The organism is Pseudomonas sp. 18-147, assembly GCF_051048045.1.
Taxonomy (GTDB): domain Bacteria; phylum Pseudomonadota; class Gammaproteobacteria; order Pseudomonadales; family Pseudomonadaceae; genus Pseudomonas; species Pseudomonas aeruginosa.
In genome coordinates this window covers 1255520-1274875 of record NZ_CP182296.1, presented here as the reverse complement: position 1 = coordinate 1274875, position 19356 = coordinate 1255520, and the positions used below count along the sequence as shown (strand labels likewise).

General features: G+C 67.5%; 19 protein-coding genes. 8 read left to right on the top strand and 11 right to left on the bottom strand.

Annotated elements, in window-relative coordinates:
* The first annotated feature begins 39 nt into the window (after positions 1-39).
* The 3 genes from ACM0M4_RS06055 to yejK all read left to right on the top strand — a co-directional run bounded on the left by ACM0M4_RS06055 (position 40) and on the right by yejK (position 3036).
* Positions 40-510 carry a hypothetical protein gene (locus ACM0M4_RS06055; protein ID WP_003100569.1) on the top strand — a complete coding sequence of 157 codons (471 nt, stop codon included), beginning with the start codon at positions 40-42 and terminating at the stop codon, positions 508-510.
* 73 nt (positions 511-583) lie between these two features.
* The gene (locus ACM0M4_RS06050; RefSeq protein WP_003100567.1) at positions 584-1939 is read left to right on the top strand and encodes a TAXI family TRAP transporter solute-binding subunit; all 1356 of its coding nucleotides are present in this window, start codon (positions 584-586) and stop codon (positions 1937-1939) included.
* Positions 1940-2031: 92 nt separating this feature from the next.
* Positions 2032-3036 carry a nucleoid-associated protein YejK gene (gene yejK, locus ACM0M4_RS06045; RefSeq protein WP_003113787.1) on the top strand — a complete coding sequence of 335 codons (1005 nt, stop codon included), beginning with the start codon at positions 2032-2034 and terminating at the stop codon, positions 3034-3036.
* Between the two features lie 42 nt (positions 3037-3078).
* Here the strand turns inward: yejK and ACM0M4_RS06040 are convergent, their stop codons facing one another.
* The 9 genes from ACM0M4_RS06040 to ACM0M4_RS06000 all read right to left on the bottom strand — a co-directional run bounded on the left by ACM0M4_RS06040 (position 3079) and on the right by ACM0M4_RS06000 (position 10090).
* Complete coding sequence (locus ACM0M4_RS06040; protein WP_003119277.1) at positions 3079-3990, bottom strand: hypothetical protein; 912 nt, start codon at positions 3988-3990, stop codon at positions 3079-3081.
* Between the two features lie 88 nt (positions 3991-4078).
* Entirely contained in the window at positions 4079-4831 is a 753-nt protein-coding gene (locus tag ACM0M4_RS06035; RefSeq protein WP_003105033.1) for a VIT1/CCC1 transporter family protein, read from the bottom strand.
* Positions 4832-4834: 3 nt separating this feature from the next.
* A complete protein-coding gene (locus tag ACM0M4_RS06030; RefSeq protein ID WP_003092916.1) occupies positions 4835-5770 on the bottom strand; it encodes a glutathione S-transferase family protein in 936 nt (311 codons plus the stop codon).
* Between the two features lie 120 nt (positions 5771-5890).
* A complete protein-coding gene (locus tag ACM0M4_RS06025; RefSeq protein ID WP_003092917.1) occupies positions 5891-6580 on the bottom strand; it encodes a CatB-related O-acetyltransferase in 690 nt (229 codons plus the stop codon).
* A gap of 28 nt (positions 6581-6608) precedes the next feature.
* A complete protein-coding gene (locus tag ACM0M4_RS06020; protein ID WP_003119275.1) occupies positions 6609-6923 on the bottom strand; it encodes a GIY-YIG nuclease family protein in 315 nt (104 codons plus the stop codon).
* Positions 6916-7617 (bottom strand): glutathione S-transferase C-terminal domain-containing protein, encoded by a 702-nt coding sequence (locus tag ACM0M4_RS06015; protein ID WP_003092922.1) that lies wholly within the window; start codon positions 7615-7617, stop codon positions 6916-6918. The genes ACM0M4_RS06020 and ACM0M4_RS06015 overlap by 8 nt, the downstream gene beginning before the upstream one ends.
* Before the next feature lie 66 nt (positions 7618-7683).
* On the bottom strand, positions 7684-8166 hold the full coding sequence (locus ACM0M4_RS06010; RefSeq protein WP_003118297.1) for a nuclear transport factor 2 family protein: 483 nt from the start codon (positions 8164-8166) through the stop codon (positions 7684-7686).
* A 70-nt stretch (positions 8167-8236) separates the two neighbouring features.
* Entirely contained in the window at positions 8237-8953 is a 717-nt protein-coding gene (gene pcsA / locus ACM0M4_RS06005; RefSeq protein ID WP_003105024.1) for a phosphatidylcholine synthase, read from the bottom strand.
* A gap of 111 nt (positions 8954-9064) precedes the next feature.
* Entirely contained in the window at positions 9065-10090 is a 1026-nt protein-coding gene (locus tag ACM0M4_RS06000) for an amino acid ABC transporter substrate-binding protein (RefSeq protein ID WP_221345508.1), read from the bottom strand.
* Positions 10091-10386: 296 nt separating this feature from the next.
* Between ACM0M4_RS06000 and ACM0M4_RS05995 the strand changes: the two genes are divergently transcribed.
* The gene (locus ACM0M4_RS05995; RefSeq protein WP_015649495.1) at positions 10387-11034 is read left to right on the top strand and encodes an alpha/beta hydrolase; all 648 of its coding nucleotides are present in this window, start codon (positions 10387-10389) and stop codon (positions 11032-11034) included.
* A gap of 15 nt (positions 11035-11049) precedes the next feature.
* On the opposite strand, the gene ACM0M4_RS05990 is transcribed toward ACM0M4_RS05995, so the two are convergent.
* Entirely contained in the window at positions 11050-12948 is a 1899-nt protein-coding gene (locus tag ACM0M4_RS05990; RefSeq protein ID WP_221345507.1) for an acyl-CoA synthetase, read from the bottom strand.
* A gap of 283 nt (positions 12949-13231) precedes the next feature.
* On the opposite strand from ACM0M4_RS05990, the gene rhlB reads away from it, so the two are divergent.
* From rhlB to dauR, 4 genes are all read left to right on the top strand, one after another.
* Positions 13232-14755 (top strand): ATP-dependent RNA helicase RhlB, encoded by a 1524-nt coding sequence (gene rhlB, locus ACM0M4_RS05985; protein WP_003158777.1) that lies wholly within the window; start codon positions 13232-13234, stop codon positions 14753-14755.
* A 160-nt stretch (positions 14756-14915) separates the two neighbouring features.
* Positions 14916-15863, top strand: coding sequence for an NAD(P)H-dependent anabolic L-arginine dehydrogenase DauB (dauB, locus tag ACM0M4_RS05980; RefSeq protein ID WP_003119268.1), 948 nt, complete (start codon positions 14916-14918; stop codon positions 15861-15863).
* 22 nt (positions 15864-15885) lie between these two features.
* Positions 15886-17013 carry an FAD-dependent catabolic D-arginine dehydrogenase DauA gene (gene dauA, locus ACM0M4_RS05975; RefSeq protein ID WP_003122058.1) on the top strand — a complete coding sequence of 376 codons (1128 nt, stop codon included), beginning with the start codon at positions 15886-15888 and terminating at the stop codon, positions 17011-17013.
* A gap of 62 nt (positions 17014-17075) precedes the next feature.
* Complete coding sequence (gene dauR / locus ACM0M4_RS05970) at positions 17076-17708, top strand: transcriptional regulator DauR (protein ID WP_003113779.1); 633 nt, start codon at positions 17076-17078, stop codon at positions 17706-17708.
* Between the two features lie 23 nt (positions 17709-17731).
* Here dauR and ACM0M4_RS05965 read toward each other — a convergent pair whose 3' ends face one another.
* On the bottom strand, positions 17732-18523 hold the full coding sequence (locus ACM0M4_RS05965) for an ABC transporter substrate-binding protein (RefSeq protein ID WP_003118292.1): 792 nt from the start codon (positions 18521-18523) through the stop codon (positions 17732-17734).
* Between the last annotated feature and the right edge of the window lie 833 nt (positions 18524-19356).

Genomic DNA, 19356 nt, shown 5'->3' with positions numbered 1-19356 from the left:
GGACAGCGCGTCCTCCCACAACCCTAGCAGGAGCCTGCGATGAATATCAGCCTGCATTTCGAATCGCGCCTGCAGGCCAGCCCCGAACAGCTCTGGCGGTGGATCACCTCGGTGGACGGGATACTCCGCGAGATACGCCCGTTGCTGAGCATGAGCGTACCGCCCGGTATCCGCAGCCTCGAAGACCTGGAGGTAGTGCCCCGGCGCCCGCTGTTCCGCAGCCACATGCGCCTGTTCGGCTTGCTGCCGCTGGGCACTTCGCAACTGACCCTGCTGGAGCTGACGCCCGGCCACGGCTTCATCGAACAGTCGCCGATGACCGGCATGCGCCTCTGGCGCCACGAACGACGCATCCTGCCGACACCGGGCGAGGCCGGGGAATGCCTGCTGGTCGACCAGTTGACCGTGCGCCCGCTATTCGCCGCCGGACTGGTACGCTGGTTCCTCACCCGCATCTTCCGGCATCGCCACCGGGTGCTCTGCCGGCAGTTCCGCACGGACCGCCGGTGACCCTCGGCTACGCTGAGGAGTGCGCCCGCCCGCATCCGTCATACCCTTCTGGAGAGCAGCACAAGGACCGCTCATGAATCGCATCAAGCACCTGCTCAAGGACCTCGCCATCCTGATCCGCGCCAACCTCTGGCTGATCCCGGTGATCGCCGCCCTGGTCGCCGCGGTGTTCTATTTCGTCGCCCCACCGCCGCCGATGAGCGCGACCATGGCCACCGGCGCCGAGGGCGGCGGCTACGCCGTGTTCGCCGGCAAGCTCCGGGAAAAGCTCAAGGAGCAGGGCTTCGAACTGAAGCTGGTGCCCAGCGCCGGCTCGCGCGACAACCTGGAGCGCCTGCTCGGCACCGGCGAGGTCGACATCGCCCTGGTCCAGAGCGGCCAGGAGCGCCAGCTCGAAGCCGGGCAGGCGCGCCAGTTGCAGACCCTCGGCGCGGTCTACCAGGAACCGCTCTGGCTGTTCCACCGCAACAACGTGCACATCGACCAGCTCAGCGACCTGCTGCACCTGCGCCTGGCCATCGGCAGCGACGGCAGCGGCACCCGCGCCGCCACCGAGGCGATCCTGCAGGCCAACGACATCGCCCCGGGACACTATCCGATCACCTGGGAAGCCCGCGGCGGCAACGCGGTGGTCGACGACCTGCTGGCCGGCAAGCTGGACGCGGCGTTCATCGTCGGCCCGGCGGAGAACCCGGCGATCCAGAAATTGGCCGACAACGACCAGCTTCGCCTGGTCAACTTCCGCCGCAGCGCCGCCTACGAGGCGCGCCTGCCGTTCCTCAAGCGGGTCGAGGTCGGCGAAGGCCTGCTCAACCTGCCGCGCAACGTGCCGGAACGAAACATCAGCACCCTGTCGCCGGTGGCCACCCTGGTGATCAACGAACGCTTCCACCCGGCGCTGATCCCGCTGGTGCTGGAAGCCGCGCGCGAGGTGATGAAGGACGGCAGCCTGCTCGACAAGCCCGGCGCCTTCCCCAGCGCCGAGCCGCGCACCCTGCGCCTGCACGAGGACGCCGAGCGCTACTACAAGAGCGGCCTGCCGCTGCTGCAGCGCTACCTGCCGTTCCGCATCGCCTCCCTGGCGGACCGCTACATCATCCTGCTGATCCCGTTCATCGCCATCCTCATCCCGCTGATGAAGTCCATCGGCCCGCTGTATCGCTGGCGCATCCGCGCGCGCATCTACCGCTGGTACCGCTACATCCGCGACATCGACCGCAAGCTCGACAGCGGTACCGACGCCGAGCAACTGAGAAGCGAGATCGAGCGGCTGGAGAAACTGGAGAGCGAGCTGAACACCGTGGAGGTGCCGCTCTCCTACTACCACGAGCTGTACGAGCTGCACCTGCACCTGAACTTCGTGATCAAGCGCCTGCACGGTCTGCAGGAACGCCAGGCGACGCAGGCAGAAGCCGGCAACCTCGGGTAAACTGGCCGATCCGCGGGCGCGCCAGCGGCGTGTCCCGCAGCGTCGCGGAAACCTGCGCGGCGCCGCCGATTACCTGAAAGGTCGAACCTGACATGCCGATCCATCACGCCATCGTCCACCTGATCGAGAAGAAGCCCGACGGCACCCCGGCCGTGCTCCACGCGCGCGACGCCGAGCTGGGCGACTCCCAGGCCATCGAGAACCTGCTGGCCGACCTCAACGAAAGCTACAACGCCAAGAACAAGGCCTGGGGCTTCTTCCAGGGCGAGTCCGGGGCCTACCCGTTCAGCGGCTGGCTCGGTGAGTACCTGGAGGGCGATCGCGACTTCGTCGGCTTCAGCCGCGAAGCGGTCGAGCACCTGCAGAAGCTGATGGAGGAGTCCAATCTCTCCACCGGCGGCCACATCCTGTTCGCCCACTACCAGCAAGGCATGACCGACTACCTGGCGATCGCCCTGCTGCACCACAGCGAAGGCGTGGCGGTGAACGAGTCGCTGGAGGTCACCCCGTCGCGCCACCTGGACCTCGGCCAGTTGCACCTGGCCGCGCGGATCAATATCTCCGAATGGCGCAACAACAAGCAGTCGAAGCAGTACATCTCGTTCATCAAGGGCAAGGGCGGGAAGAAGGTCTCCGACTATTTCCGCGACTTCATCGGCTGCCAGGAAGGGGTGGATTCGCCGAGCGAGACGCGCACCCTGCTGAAAGCCTTCAGCGATTTCGTGGAAAGCGAGGACATGGCCGAGGAACAGGCCCGCGAGAAGACCGAGACGCTGGTCGACTACGCCACCTCCCAGGCGCGCATCGGCGAGCCGATGACCCTCGACGCGCTTTCGGAACTGATGGACGACCAGCAACCGCGGGCGTTCTACGACTACATCCGTAACAAGGACTACGGCCTGTCGCCGGAAATCCCGGCGGACAAGCGCACCCTCAACCAGTTCCGCCGCTTCACCGGCCGCGCCGAAGGCCTGTCGATCAGCTTCGAGGCGCACCTGCTGGGCTCCAAGGTGGAATACGACGAAGAGCGCGACATGCTGATCATCCGCCAGTTGCCGACCCAGTTGAAGGACCAGCTCAAGCGGCGCAAGGACTGACCCGCGCCGCCCCGGAGCGCCGCCGGCGCTCCCTTTCCCTCCTCAGCCGCAGGCCCAGTCGAAGCGCATGTCGCGGAAATCGAGCTGGGCGTTGCCGCCGCCGAAGTTGTAGCCGCCCAGGTATTCCTCGAACTCTACGTAGAAGGGACTCATCTCCGGCACGCCCTGCACCGGACGCATGGTGCCGCCGATATGGTTCGGCAGGTGCCCTTCCACCCAGGGATGCTCGCGGTAGTTGTCGCGCTCGATCTTGCCGTCCAGCCAGTAGTGCGGCAGCTGGTAGCCGCCGTCGCCGTATTCGCTGGGCACCACCCCGGCGTTGGGGTCTTGCGCCCGCGCCGTCCAGCGCAGCGGGTAGCGTTGCTGGTGGCCGGCCGCCGGGCGGCCACCGAGGGCGCGCAGCAGGTAGTAGTCGTCCTCCGCCCAGTCCGGCACGAAGCTGGCCGCCGAACCAGCCTCCAGCCACTGCGGCGGCTCGGTCTGCGCCAACAGCGGGTTGCCCGCCGGCAGCGCCGGCGGCTGGCAGGGCGCGCCGCTGAATTCAGCGGCGTCGAGCAGGATCAACGCATAGGCGCCGCCGAGGATGTCCTCCATCCGATGCAAACGCGGATGGCTATTGCGCCCGGCCTCCCAGAACGGCCGCAGTTCCGCTTCGGCCGGCGGTTGCGCGGGCGGATCGATGAGCATCTCGCGAATGCCGTCGACGCTGGTCGGTCCACCGTCGTTCTGGTCCGGGGCGAGGGAGAAGAAGCTCAGCGCGACGATCTCCGGGCCATGCACCCGGTAGTCCTCCGGCAGCAGCAGGGTGAAGCCGTGCATCAGCGGATAGCCGGTGTCCGGATCCAGCGGCCACTGCTCCGGACGGATGCCCGGCGGCAGGCCGAAGCACCAGCCGTGGTTGGCTTCGCCGGCGTGCGCGGCGTCGTTGACGATTTCGATGTCGTAGGCGTTCATGGCCACTCCCTGGTCGGTTTTTCCTGTTCCCGGCCACGCCGGCCGGGTGTCGCAGTGTAAAACGGAGTCCCCGGCAGGCGAAGGACTTTCAGCCCAGGCCCACGCCGAGCGCGGTGCCCAACCCATAGGTGAAGGCCGCGGCAAGGGTACCGACCAGCACCTGGCGCAACGCCGAGAACGCCAGCGGCCGCCCGGTGAAACGGGCGGTGACCGCGCCGCTGAACAGCAGCGCAAGCAGGCTGGACAGCAGGCTTGCGACCAGCGCCGCGGCACCGTCGAGGAACAGGAACGGCGCCACCGGCACCAGGGCGCCAAGGGAAAACAGCAGGAACGACGTGCCCGCCGCGTTCCACGGGTTGCCGCCCAACTCCGTCGGATCGATGCCGAGGGCCTCGCGGGACAAGGTGTCCAGCGCGCCACGACCGTCGTTCATCAGTTGCAGGGCCACGCGCCGGGCGGACACCTCGCTCAGCCCCTTGGCAGTGAAGATATCGATCAGTTCCTGGGTCTCGGTGTTCGGGCAGAGCCTGAGCAGGCGTTCTTCCTCGGCGATGCGCTTGCTCGCCATCTCGCGGGCGTTGGTCACCGACAGCCACTCGCCGAGGGCCATCGAACAGGCACCGGACACCAGTCCGGCCATTCCGGTGAGGACGATGGACGAATGCGCCATGCTCGCACCCGCCACGCCCATCACCAGGCACAGGTTCGACACCAGGCCATCGTTGGCACCGAGCACCGCGGCGCGCAGCTTGGTGCCGGCGTCGCGGTCCGGCCTCGCCTCGGGCAACGCGCACTGCGGCGGATCGGCGTCCGGCCGCAGCGGCGGGGTCTCCGCCGGCATGCCTCAACGCGCCTCGATGCGAAAGCCCAGGCGCGGGAAATGCACATGCACGGTACCCGCCCGCGGGTCTTCGCGGCGCAGGATGAGTTCCTCGCTGCCGGCGAAGAGCAGTTCGCCCTGTACCGCGTCGACACCGTAGTCGGTGGCGGCGATGGCGACCGCCTGGCCGGGCAGGAAACCGTTGGGGTCGCTGAAGGATTCGTCCGGCAATGCCGCGGGCTGGCTGCCGCGAGCCACCTCCAGGGCTTCCTCCGCACTCATCTCGGCTGGCGCGCCATGGCCGAAGCCGAGCACCCGTCCCAACCAGGCCTGCACCTGCGGGTAATCGTCGACCAGCGGCGCTGTGACCGGCGTGCCCTTGAGGAACCACAGGCAGTGCGCCACGGCGAAGTCGGCGACGGACGCTTCGCCGAACAGGAAATCGCCGTCCTCGCGCGACAACTGGCGCTCCAGTCGCGCCATGAATGCCGGCCACTGGTGGCGCGCCTGTTCCAGCGGCAGGCGGCCGGCGCTGCCGCCGCTGAATAGCTGGCTGCGATCGGCCATGAAGGCCTTGAGGAATTCCGGCGGCAGCTTGCCGAAACGCACGGCGATGGACTCCGGGGCGAACGCCAGGCTTACCGCGTGCTGGAACAGCACCGCGTCGGCCCACTGGGCGAAGCTCGCGGCGACCATCTCCTGGCCTTCGGGAAACAGCGCCGGAACCGCCTTTTCCTGCTCCAGGCGACGGGCGATCAACGCGGTATCGCAATACACATCGGCGCCGACCTGCAACACCGGGGTCTTCCGATAGCCGCCGGTCAGCGCCACCAGGTCCGGCTTGGGCATCACCGGCGGAATCATCACCGAACGCCAGGACAGTTGCTTGAAACCGAGCAGCAGGCGCGCCTTCTCGGCGAAGGGCGAAGTGGGATAGTGATGCAGGATCAGCTCTGACATGGGCGCCTCCGGGCGGATGTGAGGCACCAGCTTAGCGCGGCTGGGAAAACACGCCTATGACAATCCGGGACATGAAGGGCGCCCCATCGCCTGGCCCGATGGGCCTGGCGATGGGCGCGCTCAATCCAGCCGGCACCCCTGGCGGGTGATGGTCATCCGCCGGTACGCCGCACGCGGCGCCTCGCGCGCCTCCAGGGCGGCGAGGAACTCCCGGGGTCGGTCCAGCGGCAGGCCGGTGAGGAAGGCGCTATCCAGCTCCCACCAGCGTGAGGCGAGCAGGCCCTCGATGATCTCCGGCGGATGCCGGTAGCGGATCACCTGCGCCGGAGTCCCGGCGACGATGGCATAGGGCGGCACGTCGCGAGTGACCACGGCGCGCGTGGCGATGATCGCCCCAGTCCCGACCTTGACACCTTCCATCACCATCGCGCTGTGCCCGATCCAGACGTCGTGGCCGATTTCCGCGTAGCTCAGCGCCGGCTCGTAGCGCAGCGCGGTGCCGGTGTGCTGGAAGGGGTGGCTGCTCACCCAGTCGCTGGGATGGGTGTGTTTTTCCTGGCCGATGAAGCAGTCCGAGCCGATCGAGCAGAAACGCCCGATGGACGCCACCAGGGACAGGTCGGTGCCGCTGCGCACATAGCTGTAGGCGCCGATCTCCAGCCTCGGCGGGACGATGCGCAGGTGGCCGAGTTCGACCTGCTCCTCGAGCACCAGCGTGGTGCGCTTGCCGACACTGGCCGGGCCGCCGGCCAGCTTGCAGCCGCGGCGGCGGATCCAGCGTTTCCACCAATGATTCTTCAGGTAACCCACGAATACCCCATGACCGCAGATGAACGTCCTAGATTGCCGGCTCGCCGACCTCGCGCAACACCGGTACGCCGACCAACAGGCGCTCCTTGGCGCGCTTGCTCAGGGCCTTGATCGCCCGCTCGCGGCGCAGGGCGTCGCCCTTGCTGGCGCAGGCCTCGACGTAGACCAGCGCGCGGGCGGGGCTGGAATGGAAGAACCGCGCGCCCTTGCCGCTGCAATGAGTGTCGAAGCGGCGCAGCGGATCGTCGCTGATGCCGCAGTACAACGCGCCGTTTTCCGCCCTCACCAGGTAGACCGACCAACACTTCCCGATCGCCGCCGTGGCGGCCGTCGCCTCACTCACTCCAGACCCGCTCCCGCATCCGCTCGCAATACGCCACCAGGCGCGGATAGCCTCGCGCCACATGGCTGAGTGGGGTATCCAGGGTCGCCTCGATGAGGTTGGCGAGGATACCGTAAGCGGCGGCATCGGCGCTGCACGGATGTTCGCCGCCGTAGTACGGGACCTGGCCAAGCAGGCCGTCGAGGGCATCGAGGTCGTCGCGGGCGAAGGCCAGCAGTTCGTCCCTGCCGTGGACCCCGAGTCCCTGCGCCCTGAGGGTAGCGCGGACCTTGCGGCGCATGGCCCAGGCCACCGCGTCGCGCACGCCGAATGGCAGCGAGCCGAAGAATACCGGCTTGAGCACGCGCCAGCTGTCCTCGTCGAACCAGCGGAAATACAGCATCAGGTAGTACAGGTGTTCGTCGCACAGGCGCGTGATCGCCCGTGCCCAGCCCTTGCCCCGGGCATCCAGGCCTGCGTCGAGAGTGACCCCGTAGCGCTCGCCGAGGGTACGGATGACGATCTCGCTGTCACCGATCGCCTCGCCCTCGATACGCACGTAGGGCAGCTTGCCCTTGGGCGCCTTGCGCGGGTCGCTGACGACCTTCACCTGATACTCCAGGCCGGCCAGGCGCAACCAGGTTTCCAGTTTCAGGCAGTAGGGACTGGCATTGGGTACGTTGAATGCGGCGGGAAACTGGAAGAGCGTGATCATCGCGGCGTCCTGCGGGTTGTCCGCGGCGAGCTTAGGAGATTATCCGCGCTTCGGCCACCGACAGCCTCAGCCGGCCGCCGGATGGGCAGCCTGGTAGGCGGCCAGGCCCTTGCGCGCCTGCCCGCGGATCGCCCGCTGCACCGGCGGCGCCCAGCCCAGCAGCAGGCCCTTGGCGCCAAGCGCCTGGCGGCTCCAGCGCCACAGGTCGAACTGGTCGCGATGCTCGACGATCAAACCGCCGGCGAAGCGGAAACGGGCCTCGATGCGATTCTCCACCCTGCGCCCGGTCTGGGTGAACAGGTAGTGGGCCACCCATTGCGCACGCCCCTCGTTCTCGTCGGCGCGGACGTTCGCGTAGTCCAGGCGGAAGTCCCGCGCCCGGCTGGTCAGCAGGCGCCACATGTCGCCCACCTCGCGCCCGCGCAGTTCGCCGAAGGCCGGGTCGTGGAAGGTCGCCTGGGGAGCGTAGCAGGCCGCCATGGCCTCGCCGTCGAGGCGCTGGAAGGCCTGGTAGAAGCGCTCGATCAGTTCGGCGTTGGGGTGGGCCATGCGGGGTTCCTTGCGATGATAGGGACTTGCCAGGCGTCCCCAGGCGGGAACGCCGTCGTGCCGGGTCGTTTCAGCCGAACCACTCGCGGGCGCTGCGCCAGAGGCAGATACCGACGAAATAGGCCGAGGCGGCGAACCACAGGCCGAGCAGGATCGGCAGGTCGGCCGGCTGCTGAACGATCAGCAGACCGCTGCTGATCAGCCAGACGAAAGTCACGGCGATGTTCAGCGGCATGAACTGGCGCACGCGGAACGGGTGGAGGAACTTCATCCGGGTCAGGGTCAGGGCAGCCAGCACCAGCACCGTGGCGAGGTTGACCCAGGGGTGCAGGTCGAGCACGTAGAAGTACACCGCCACCACGTTCCAGGCGGCCGGGAAGCCGACGAAGTAGTTATCGGTGCTCTTCATGTTGACGTTGCAGAAGCAGAACAGCGATGAAACCAGGATCACGCCCACCGCCAGCAGCTCGAAATGCTCCGGCAGGGGGATGTAGCGGTAGATGAAGATGGCCGGGATGAACACGTAGGTCAGGTAGTCGATCACCAGGTCGAGCACCGAGCCGTCGAAATGCGGCAGCATTTCCTTGACTTCGTACTTGCGCGCCAGGGTGCCGTCGAGGCCGTCCACCAGCAGGGCCAGGCCGAGCCAGAGCAGGCAGGCCTGGGGTTTGTTGTCGACCAGCGCGAGCAGGGCCAGCAAGGCCAGGATCACGCCGCTGGCGGTGACGGCGTGGACGCCCCAGGCCTTGGCTTTGTTGATGGGAGTCATCGATAGGTTCACGGGCATTTCTCTTGTTCGGTGTTCGGCATGACGCGTCGCTCTATAGTGCACCGGCACCGGTGCGTCTGTCTGTTATCGGATTGTCGGTGCTGGCGAGAGTTCAGCCAGCCCCGCCGGTCAGCGAATCGGCGGCGCATAGTGCAGGCCGCCGAGATTCCATTGCGCGTTGAGGCCGCGCGGCATCTTCAGCGGGCTGCCGTCGCCGACGTTGCGGGCGAAGATCTCGCCATAGTTGCCGACCTGGCGCACCATCTGCACCACCCAGTCGCGCGGCAGTTGCAAGTCCTTGCCGGCGTCGCCCTCGCTGCCGAGCAGGCGGGCGACGTCCGGGTTGCGGCTGTCCCTGGCCTGGCGCTCGACGTTGCTCGAGGTGACCCCCAGCTCCTCCGCGTTGAGCAGGCCGTACAGGGTCCAGCGGACGATGTTGAACCAGGCTTCGTCGCCCTGCCGCACGGCCGGGCCGAGCGGCTCCTTGGAGATCACTTCCGGCAGCACCACGTACTGGTCCGGCTTGGCCAGCGTCAGGCGCTGGGCGTAGAGCTGCGACTGGTCGGAGCTGAGCACGTCGCACTGCCCCGCCTCCAGGGCACGGGCGCTCTTCTCGTAGCTGTCGTCGAGCACCGCCTTGTAGCGGATGCCGTGGGCCCGGAAGTAGTCCGCCACGTTCAGCTCGTTGGTGGTGCCGGACTGGATGCACACCGTCGCGTCCTTCAGTTCGCGGGCGCTGGACACGCCGAGCTTGCGATTGACCAAGAAGCCCTGGCCGTCGAAATAGGTGACGCCGGTGAAGTGGATGCCCAGCGCGGTATCCCGCGAGCTGGTCCATGAGGTGTTGCGCGACAGCAGGTCGACCGTGCCGGACTGCAACGCCGAAATCCGCTCGGTGGCGGACAGCGGGGTGAAGCGCACCTTCTCGGCATCGCCGAACAGCGCGGCGGCCAGCGCCCGGCAGATGTCGACGTCGAGCCCCTTGAAACGGCCCTTGGCGTCGGCGTAGGAGAACCCCGGCAGGCCGTCGCTGACGCCGCACTGCACGTAGCCCTTGCGCTTCACCGCATCCAGCGTCGCACCGGCCTCGGCCGTGGCGCTGGCGCCGAGGCAAACGGCGGCCAGCAGCAGCCAGGTACCTTTCATTATTGTCATCTGTTCGCCACTCCCTTCGCCGCCCCTGGGTGAACCGCCGGCCCCGCGCCGGTCGCTTCCCGGGCCGGTCGCCGCACTGTAACCGCAAGCGCCGCGGCACCGGCAGAGGCAGCCGGCGGCGCGACCGCGGCGGGCGACGAACGGCGTACCCGGCGCACTTCCCTTAGCAAAGCGCATCCGCGGGAAATTGGCGAATGCATGATCTGCGACAATCTGGCCGACTTGCGAGCGGGAAAGCGCCTGTTGTCGAATGGTCCTCCCATTCCGAACGCATATGCCCCCTGCCTGGAGCCGTCATGAGCGAACCCCTGATCCTCGATGCCCCGAATGCCGACGCCTGTATCATCTGGCTGCACGGCCTGGGCGCCGACCGTACCGACTTCAAGCCGGTGGCCGAAGCCCTGCAGATGGTCCTGCCGAGCACCCGCTTCATCCTCCCCCAGGCGCCGAGCCAGGCGGTGACGGTCAATGGCGGCTGGGTCATGCCGAGCTGGTACGACATCCTTGCCTTCAGTCCAGCGCGGGCCATCGACGAAGACCAGTTGAACGCCTCCGCCGACCAGGTCATCGCTCTCATCGATGAACAGCGCGCCAAGGGCATCGCCGCCGAGCGGATCATCCTCGCCGGTTTCTCGCAGGGCGGCGCGGTGGTCCTGCATACCGCCTTCCGCCGCTACGCCCAGCCGCTCGGCGGGGTGCTGGCGCTATCCACCTACGCGCCGACCTTCGACGACCTGACGCTGGACGAGCGCCACAAGCGGATTCCGGTCCTGCACCTGCACGGCAGCCAGGACGACGTGGTCGACCCGGCGCTTGGCCGCGCGGCCCATGACGCCTTGCAGGCGCAGGGCGTGGAGGTGGGCTGGCACGACTACCCGATGGGCCACGAGGTGTCCCTGGAGGAAATCCACGACATCGGCGCCTGGCTGCGCAAGCGCCTCTGACGCCCGGAGCTTCTCTCAGACGGCGTGCAGCCGGTAGTTCAGCGCGTAGCCGCCGAGCAGCTCTTCCAGCGCCGCCTGGCGTCTTTCGTCAAGCGCGGGAACGTGCAGGTGGGCGAGCTGGCCGTGGCGCTCGTCGGCGACCACCTCCACGCGGATATCCTCGGCGATCCTCCGGCTTTCCTCCTCCAGCACCCGGCGGATCGCGTCCAGGCGCAGCGCCGGCTTGAAGGTCTTGCCCACCGCGGTGACCGGCATGCTCTCGATCAGCCAGATATCCTTGGGCACCGCCGCGCGCTCCGGTACGTGGCGGCTGGCGTACTCCAGCAGCTCTTCCTCGCTGGCGCTGGCGCCGGGCTTGAGCTGGATATACGCCACCGGCAGCTCGCCGGCCTTGGCGTCCGGCTTGCCCACCGCCGCCGCCAGGGCCACGGCCGGATGCCGGTGCAGCGCTTCTTCGATCATCTGTGGGTCGATGTTGTGGCCACCGCGAATGATCAGGTCCTTGCTGCGCCCGGTGAGCCAGATGTAGCCGTCCTCGTCGATACGACCGAGGTCGCCGGTATTGAACCAGCCATCGCCGATCCAGATATCGCGGTTCCGGTCCTGTTGCAGGTAGCCCTTGAACACCGTCGGGCCCTTCAGGCAGAGGTTGCCCACCTCGTTCGGCGCGGCATCGCGCAGGTAATTGCCCTCGCCGTCGAGCACCGCGACCTTCACCTGGCAGTACGGCAGGCGCAAGCCGATCGAACCCGGCCGGCGCTCGCCGCCACGCGGGTTGCAACTGGTGCCGCAGGTACCTTCGGTGAGGCCGTAGCCCTCGATCACCTTGAGCCCGGTACGCGACTCGAACTGGCGGATCAGCTCCACCGGCATCGGCGCCGCGCCGCACAGGGCGAAACGCAGGCTGGACAGGTCGCGGCCATCGCTGGGGACCTGCAGCAACGCCGCGTAGATGGTCGGCACGCCACTGAAGCTGGTGACCCGGTAGCGTTCCACCAGCTTCCAGAAGTCCTGGATCAGGGTCGGATTGCGGTAGCCCTGGGGCCCGGCCAGGAGCACCTGGGCGCCGCGATGGAAGGGCGCCAGGCCGGTAACCATCACGCCGTTGACGTGGAACAGCGGCAGGCCGCAGAGCAGCACGTCGTCCACCCCGTAGTCGGCGTTCAGGCCCATGATCTTGGCCATCGCCACCTCGTTGAAGTGGCTGTGCGGCGCCAGCTTCGGCGTGCCGGTGGTGCCGCCGGTGTGGAAATAGGAAGCGACGTCGTCCGGATGGATCGCCCGTCCGCTCTCCAGGCGGTCTGCCGGGCAGTCGGCGATCAGCGTATCGAAGTCCAGCACGCCCTCCGGCAGCGGCCCGCGCTGGGCCTTGAGCGCCTCGCGCTGCGGCGCCGGTAACAGGTTGGCCGGATCGACCACGACGATCGCGTACAGCTCCGGCAACTGCGCGCGCAGGCCGGCGACCTTCTGCCACAGGTCGGTGCCGGGGAACGGCGCCAGGGTCACCAGCACCCGGGTGTTGGAGGCGCGGATCAGCTCGGCGATGTGCTCCGGCTCCAGCAGCGGGTTGATCGCATTGACGATCCCGGCGGCCTCGCCGCCCCAGATCACGTAGTGGGTCTGCGGCAGGTTGGGCAGCAGGAAGGACACCGCCTGGTGGCTTTCCAGGCCCAGCCGGTGCAAGGCGTTGGCGGTCTGAGTGACGCGGGCGAACAGCTCGGCATAGCTGATCCGCAACGGTTCTTCGGCGGCGCTGCCATGCAGCAGGCAGCTCAGGGCGATACGCTGGCCGTGGCGCTGGGCCGAGCGTTGCAACAGTTCGTAGGTGCTGGACGGCAGGTCGCGCTGTTCCAGCGGCACGCGTTCCAGGGCTTCGATATCGCTCAGCCCGGCGATCGATGGGGACGGATTCATGGTTTTCTTGTTCTTCCGTTGGTGAGTGGGCGGACACTCGCCGGATCGCTCCGGCACCGTCCCGAAGATGCCACCCCCGTCGCCGCCCTACCGTTGTCTTTTTGTAGCGCGCCGCCGGTCGCACGCACGAACCCTCCCGGAGGCTGCCCCGGGAGCTTCGCGCAGCCGCCTCCAGGCCCAGTCCGGCCAGGGCTGGAAGGCGCCGGCCAAGCATGGATTTCTCCCCGCTGGCAACATGCTTTACACTGGCGCCCGTTCATTCCTTAACCACTACGAGATCGCCGTGCTCAAAGCACTCAAGAAAATCTTCGGCAAGGCCGACGGAACCCAGCCGCAGAGCGGTTCCTCCCCGGTCCCGCAAGGCCCTGCCGGCGCTACCGCGAAAGGTACCGCCCCCACCGGCGAAAAGCCGACCGAGAAACGCCCACGCAAACCGCGCCCCCCGCGCGCCGACAACGAGTCCGGCGCCCCGCGCGCCGCTGAAAAGGCCGAGAAAGGCGAAAAGCCCGCCAAACCCGCCGCCAAAGAAGGCCGGGACGCCAAGCCGCGCAGCGACAAGCCGCGCCGCGAACGCAAGCCGAAGCCGGTAGACAACTGGAAGCTGGAAGACTTCGTGGTCGAACCGCAGGAAGGCAAGACCCGCTTCCACGACTTCAACCTCGCCCCGAGCCTGATGCACGCCATCCATGACCTCGGCTTCCCCTACTGCACCCCGATCCAGGCGCAGGTACTGGGCTTCACCCTGCGCGGCCAGGACGCCATCGGCCGCGCCCAGACCGGCACCGGCAAGACCGCCGCGTTCCTCATCTCGATCATCACCCAATTGCTGCAGACCCCGCCGCCGAAAGAGCGCTACATGGGCGAGCCGCGCGCGCTGATCATCGCCCCGACCCGCGAACTGGTGGTACAGATCGCCAAGGACGCCGCGGCGCTGACCAAGTACACCGGGCTGAACGTGATGACCTTCGTCGGCGGCATGGACTTCGACAAGCAACTCAAGCAGCTGGAAGCGCGCTTCTGCGACATCCTGGTAGCCACCCCAGGCCGTCTGCTGGACTTCAACCAGCGCGGCGAGGTGCACCTGGACATGGTCGAGGTGATGGTCCTCGACGAAGCCGACCGCATGCTCGACATGGGCTTCATCCCGCAGGTCCGGCAGATCATCCGGCAGACCCCGCACAAGGGCGAACGCCAGACCCTGCTGTTCTCGGCGACCTTCACCGACGACGTGATGAACCTCGCCAAGCAGTGGACCGTCGATCCGGCGATCGTCGAGATCGAGCCGGAGAACGTCGCCAGCGACACCGTCGAGCAGCATGTCTACGCCGTGGCCGGCAGCGACAAGTACAAGCTGCTGTACAACCTGGTGGCACAGAACAACTGGGAACGGGTGATGGTCTTCGCCAACCGCAAGGACGAAGTCCGCCGCATCGAGGAACGCCTGACCAAGGACGGCATCAGCGCCGCCCAGATGTCCGGCGACGTGCCGCAGCACAAGCGCATCCGCACCCTGGAAGGCTTCCGCGAAGGCAAGATCCGCGTCCTGGTGGCAACCGACGTGGCCGGCCGCGGCATCCACATCGACGGCATCAGCCATGTGATCAACTTCACCCTGCCGGAAGACCCGGACGACTACGTGCACCGTATCGGTCGTACCGGCCGCGCCGGCGCCTCGGGCACCTCGATCAGCTTCGCCGGCGAGGACGATGCCTTCGCCCTGCCGCCGATCGAAGAACTGCTGGGCCGCAAGATCACCTGCGAGATGCCGCCGGCCGAACTGCTCAAGCCGGTACCGCGCAAGCACTGAACGCAGGCGTGGAGAAAAAAGGCGAAGCCATCCGGCTTCGCCTTTTTCGTTTCTGCGACACGCAGGTGCCGCCGTCGGTCATCGAGGCGGGTCGGCGCTTGCCCGGCAATACCTTAAAGTCCAGAATGGACAAATTGTTTACATCCATTCCGGAGATCGCATGAGCGCCGCCACTCCCCTGATCGTCCAGCAGGCCGAAGCCGAGCAACTGCTCGCCCGTATCGACGTCCTCCAGGCCATGCGCCAGCTGTTCCTCGACCTGGCCGCCGGCCAGGCGCTCCAGCCGGCCCAGCAACTGGTGGAGTTCCCCGCCGGTCGCGGCGACTTCATCAACTACCTCGGCGTGCTCGCCCAGGAACAGGTCTACGGAGTCAAGACTTCACCCTACATCGTTCGCGAACAGGGCCCGTTGGTCACCGCCTGGACCCTGCTGATGTCGATGCAGACCGGCCAGCCCTTGCTGCTCTGCGATGCCGCCCGGCTGACCACCGCGCGCACCGCCGCCACCACCGCCGTGGCGGTGGATGCCCTGGCTCCGGCCGAAGCCGGCCGCCTGGCGCTGATCGGCAGCGGACCGGTAGCCCATGCCCACCTGCAATACGTGAAGGGCCTGCGTGACTGGCAGGGCGTGCGAGTCCATTCGCCGTGCCTGGACGAGCGCCGCCTGCAAAGCCTGCGCGCCATCGACCCGCGCGCCGAAGCCGCCGGCAGCCTGGAGGAAGCGCTGGACGAAGCCGATGTGATCCTGCTCTGCACCTCCTCGGCCCGAGCAGTGATCGACCCGCGCCAACTCAAGCGCCCGGCGCTGGTCACCTCGATCAGCACCAACGCGCCCCGCGCCCATGAGGTACCGGCGGAAAGCCTGGCGGCCATGGACGTCTATTGCGACTACCGGCACACCACCCCAGGCTCCGCCGGCGAGATGCTGATCGCCGCCGAACAGCATGGCTGGAGCCCCGAGGCGATCCGCGGCGACCTCGCCGAACTGCTCAGCGGCCAGGCGCCACGTCCGGAATACCGGCGCCCGGCGTTCTTCCGCTCGATCGGCCTGGGCCTGGAAGACGTAGCCCTGGCCAACGCCCTCTACCGCCTGCGCCAGGCAGGCTGATCGCGTGATGCAGGAGAGCAGCATGATCGAAGCGGATTACCTCGTCATCGGTGCCGGCATCGCCGGCGCATCCACCGGCTACTGGCTGTCGGCCCACGGCCGGGTCGTGGTGCTGGAGCGCGAGGCGCAGCCCGGCTACCACTCCACCGGCCGCTCCGCCGCGCACTACACGGTGGCCTACGGCACACCCCAGGTGCGCGCGCTCACCGCCGCCAGCCGGGCCTTCTTCGACAACCCGCCGGCCGGCTTCTGCGAGCATCCGCTGCTCAGCCCGCGTCCGGAAATGGTGGTCGACTTCAGCGACGATCCGGAAGAACTCCGCCGTCAATACGAAAGCGGCAAGGCGCTGGTGCCGCAGATGCGCCTGCTGGACGCGGAACAGGCCTGCTCGATCGTGCCGGTGCTGCGTCGCGACAAGGTCTTCGGCGCCACCTACGACCCCACCGGCGCCGACATCGATACCGACGCCCTGCACCAGGGCTACCTGCGCGGCATCCGCCGCAACCAGGGGCAGGTCCTGTGCAACCACGAAGCGCTGGAGATCCGCCGGGTCGACGGCGCCTGGGAAGTCCGCTGCGACGCCGGCAGCTACCGCGCGGCGGTGCTGGTCAACGCCGCAGGCGCCTGGTGCGACGCCATCGCCGGGCTGGCCGGCGTCCGCCCACTGGGCCTGCAGCCCAAGCGCCGCTCGGCCTTCATCTTCGCCCCGCCGCCGGGCATCGACTGCCACGACTGGCCGATGCTGGTCAGCCTCGACGAATCCTTCTACCTGAAGCCGGACGCCGGCATGCTGCTCGGCTCGCCGGCCAACGCCGATCCGGTCGAGGCCCACGACGTGCAGCCCGAGCAACTGGACATCGCCACCGGCATGTACCTGATCGAAGAAGCCACCACCCTCACCATTCGCCGTCCGGAACACACCTGGGCGGGGCTGCGCTCGTTCGTTGCCGACGGCGACCTGGTGGCCGGCTACGCCGCCGATGCGGAAGGCTTCTTCTGGGTCGCCGCCCAGGGCGGCTACGGTATCCAGACCTCGGCGGCGATGGGCGAGGCCAGCGCCGCGCTGATCCGCCACCAGCCGCTGCCGGCGCACCTGCGCGAGCACGGCCTGGACGAGGCGATGCTGTCGCCGCGCCGCCTGTCCCCCTGATGACCCGGCGGCGGGTTTGCGGCACACTCGCCTCGCCCGTCGTCCCACGAGAGTTCCTGCGCATGAGCCCGAGCCAAGACCCCAGCCTGGAGAACTACCGGGCGATCGCCGACGGCATCGCCACCCTGTTCTTCCCCCACGCCGAAGTGGTCCTGCACGACCTGCGCAGCCAGCGGGTCGACTACATCGCCAACAACCTGTCCAAGCGCGAGGTCGGCGACGACTCGGCGCTGGAAGACATGCTCGAAGGCGATAGCGACGAGCGCAACATCGGTCCCTACGAGAAGCTCAACTGGGACGGGCAGAAGATCCGCTCGGTCAGCACCGTGCTGCGCGACTCCGCCGGCCAGCCGCTGGCGGTGCTGTGCATCAACCTGAACATCAGCCTGTTCGAGAGCGCCAAGGCGGCACTCGACCTGTTCCTCTCGCCGAGCAAGCTGATCCCGCAACCGGACGCGCTGTTCCGCGACGACTGGCAGGAGCGCATCAACACCTTCCTGCACGGCTGGCTGCGGCAGCGCCAGCTCGGCTTGAACCTGCTGACCCGCGAGCACAAGCGCGAACTGGTCCTGGCCCTGCACGCCGAGGGCGCGTTCAAGGGCAAGAGCGCGGCCAACTATGTGGCCAACGTGCTGAACATGGGCCGGGCGACGGTCTACAAGCACCTCAAGGAGCTGAAGGAAGGCGGCGACTGACGGCAGCCGCCGCCGGCGAGCGGTCAGTCGCCGTAGATGTCGCTCTTGAAGTACTTGCCCTCGATGCGCTTGTAGGTCCCGTCGGCACGAATCGCGTCGATCGCCGCGTTGAGCTTGCCGACCAGCTCGGCGTCCCCCTTGCGCACCGCGATCCCGGCGCCCTCGCCGAAGTATTTCGGGTCCTTGAACTCCGGCCCGACGAAGGCGTAGCCCTTGCCGCGCGGGGTATCGAGGAAGCCGGTCTGCAGCGGGATGGAGTCGGCGAAGGTGGCGTCGAGGCGGCCGGCCACCAGGTCCAGGTAGATCTCGTCCTGGCTGGTGTAGCGCACCACTTCGGCACCGGCCTTGGCCAGCACCGCACTGGCGAAGCGGTCGGCGGTAGCGCCGCGCTGCACGCCGATGCGCTTGCCGGCCAACTGGCTGAAGCTGTCGTCGAGCTGGGCGCCTTCCTTCATCACCAGGCGGCCCGGCGTGAAGTAGTACTTGTGGGTGAAGTCCACCGAGCGCCGGCGTTCCTCGGTGATGGTGATGGAGGACAGCGCGGCGTCTATCTTGCGAACTTTCAGCGAGGGAATCAGGCCATCGTACTCCTGCTCGATCCACTGGCACTTCACCTGCATCTGCGCGCACAGCGCGTTGCCGATGTCGTAGTCGAAGCCGGCCAGTTCGCCTTCGGCGGTCTTGAAGGAAAACGGCGGGTAGGCGGCCTCGATGCCGATCCGCAGGTTGCCATCGGCGGCGACGGCGGATCCGCTGGCGAGCACGCCGAGCAGCAGGCCTCCCAGCAGGTTCTTGGTGTTCAGCGACTTGATCATGGACGACTCCAGGGGTGACGAAGGTGCGCCCGCGGCCCGGGCAGGAAACAGACGGTGATCCGCCTTTATACTTTTCGTCCAATCTGGACCAAAAAGTATACATCGTCAATCGCCGTCCCTCCTCCGCTACCCCTCCTTACCTCCTTCGAGGAATAGGCCCGCCGGCCCGCGGGACTTAGTCTTGAGCCATACACAGCCACCCCGCGAGGTGTTCCGCTACGCAGACATCACCCCTTGCTCCATTTCAGCTATCACGGTTAAGGCTCTATTTACGCCTGGATCCCCGCGTCACGCTCATGCCGCGGGGATTTTTTCGTTTCGTCAACGCCCTTGAGAGGCTTCGCTACCCGTCGCAAGCCGCGCTCCGCCAGCTAGCGCGCCCAGGTCGGCGCCGAGCGCGAGTACCGAAGGGTGCCTGAGCGACGTACGGGACCCGGTCGGGCTGGACATGCCCGGCCACCCGGACGCGCGGCGCAGCTATGTGTAGCGGCTTGCAATCGAAAACCGTCGGGCTCGCAATCAGCGCGATTTTGGGCTCAGATTATCTGTGACTGACGGTGGGGGCGGGCTCACATTAATTGCGAGCGAGCTTGCAATCCATGCGGTGGGCTTGCAGTCCATTACCGCGGGCTCACGCTCTTTGCGACTGACGCTCATACCGGTAATACGCCGATCCCGATGAAGCAGATGACCTTTGCCGACGCCGAGTACGCCGGCAAGCGCAAGCAGAGGCGCGTCTGTAATGGGGGAATGGCTGCTGCGAGGTGCTCGCGGCGGCTAAAAACACAGAAATGAGCGGGTGATCGGATCGTTTTTAATCGATTCTCCGCTTT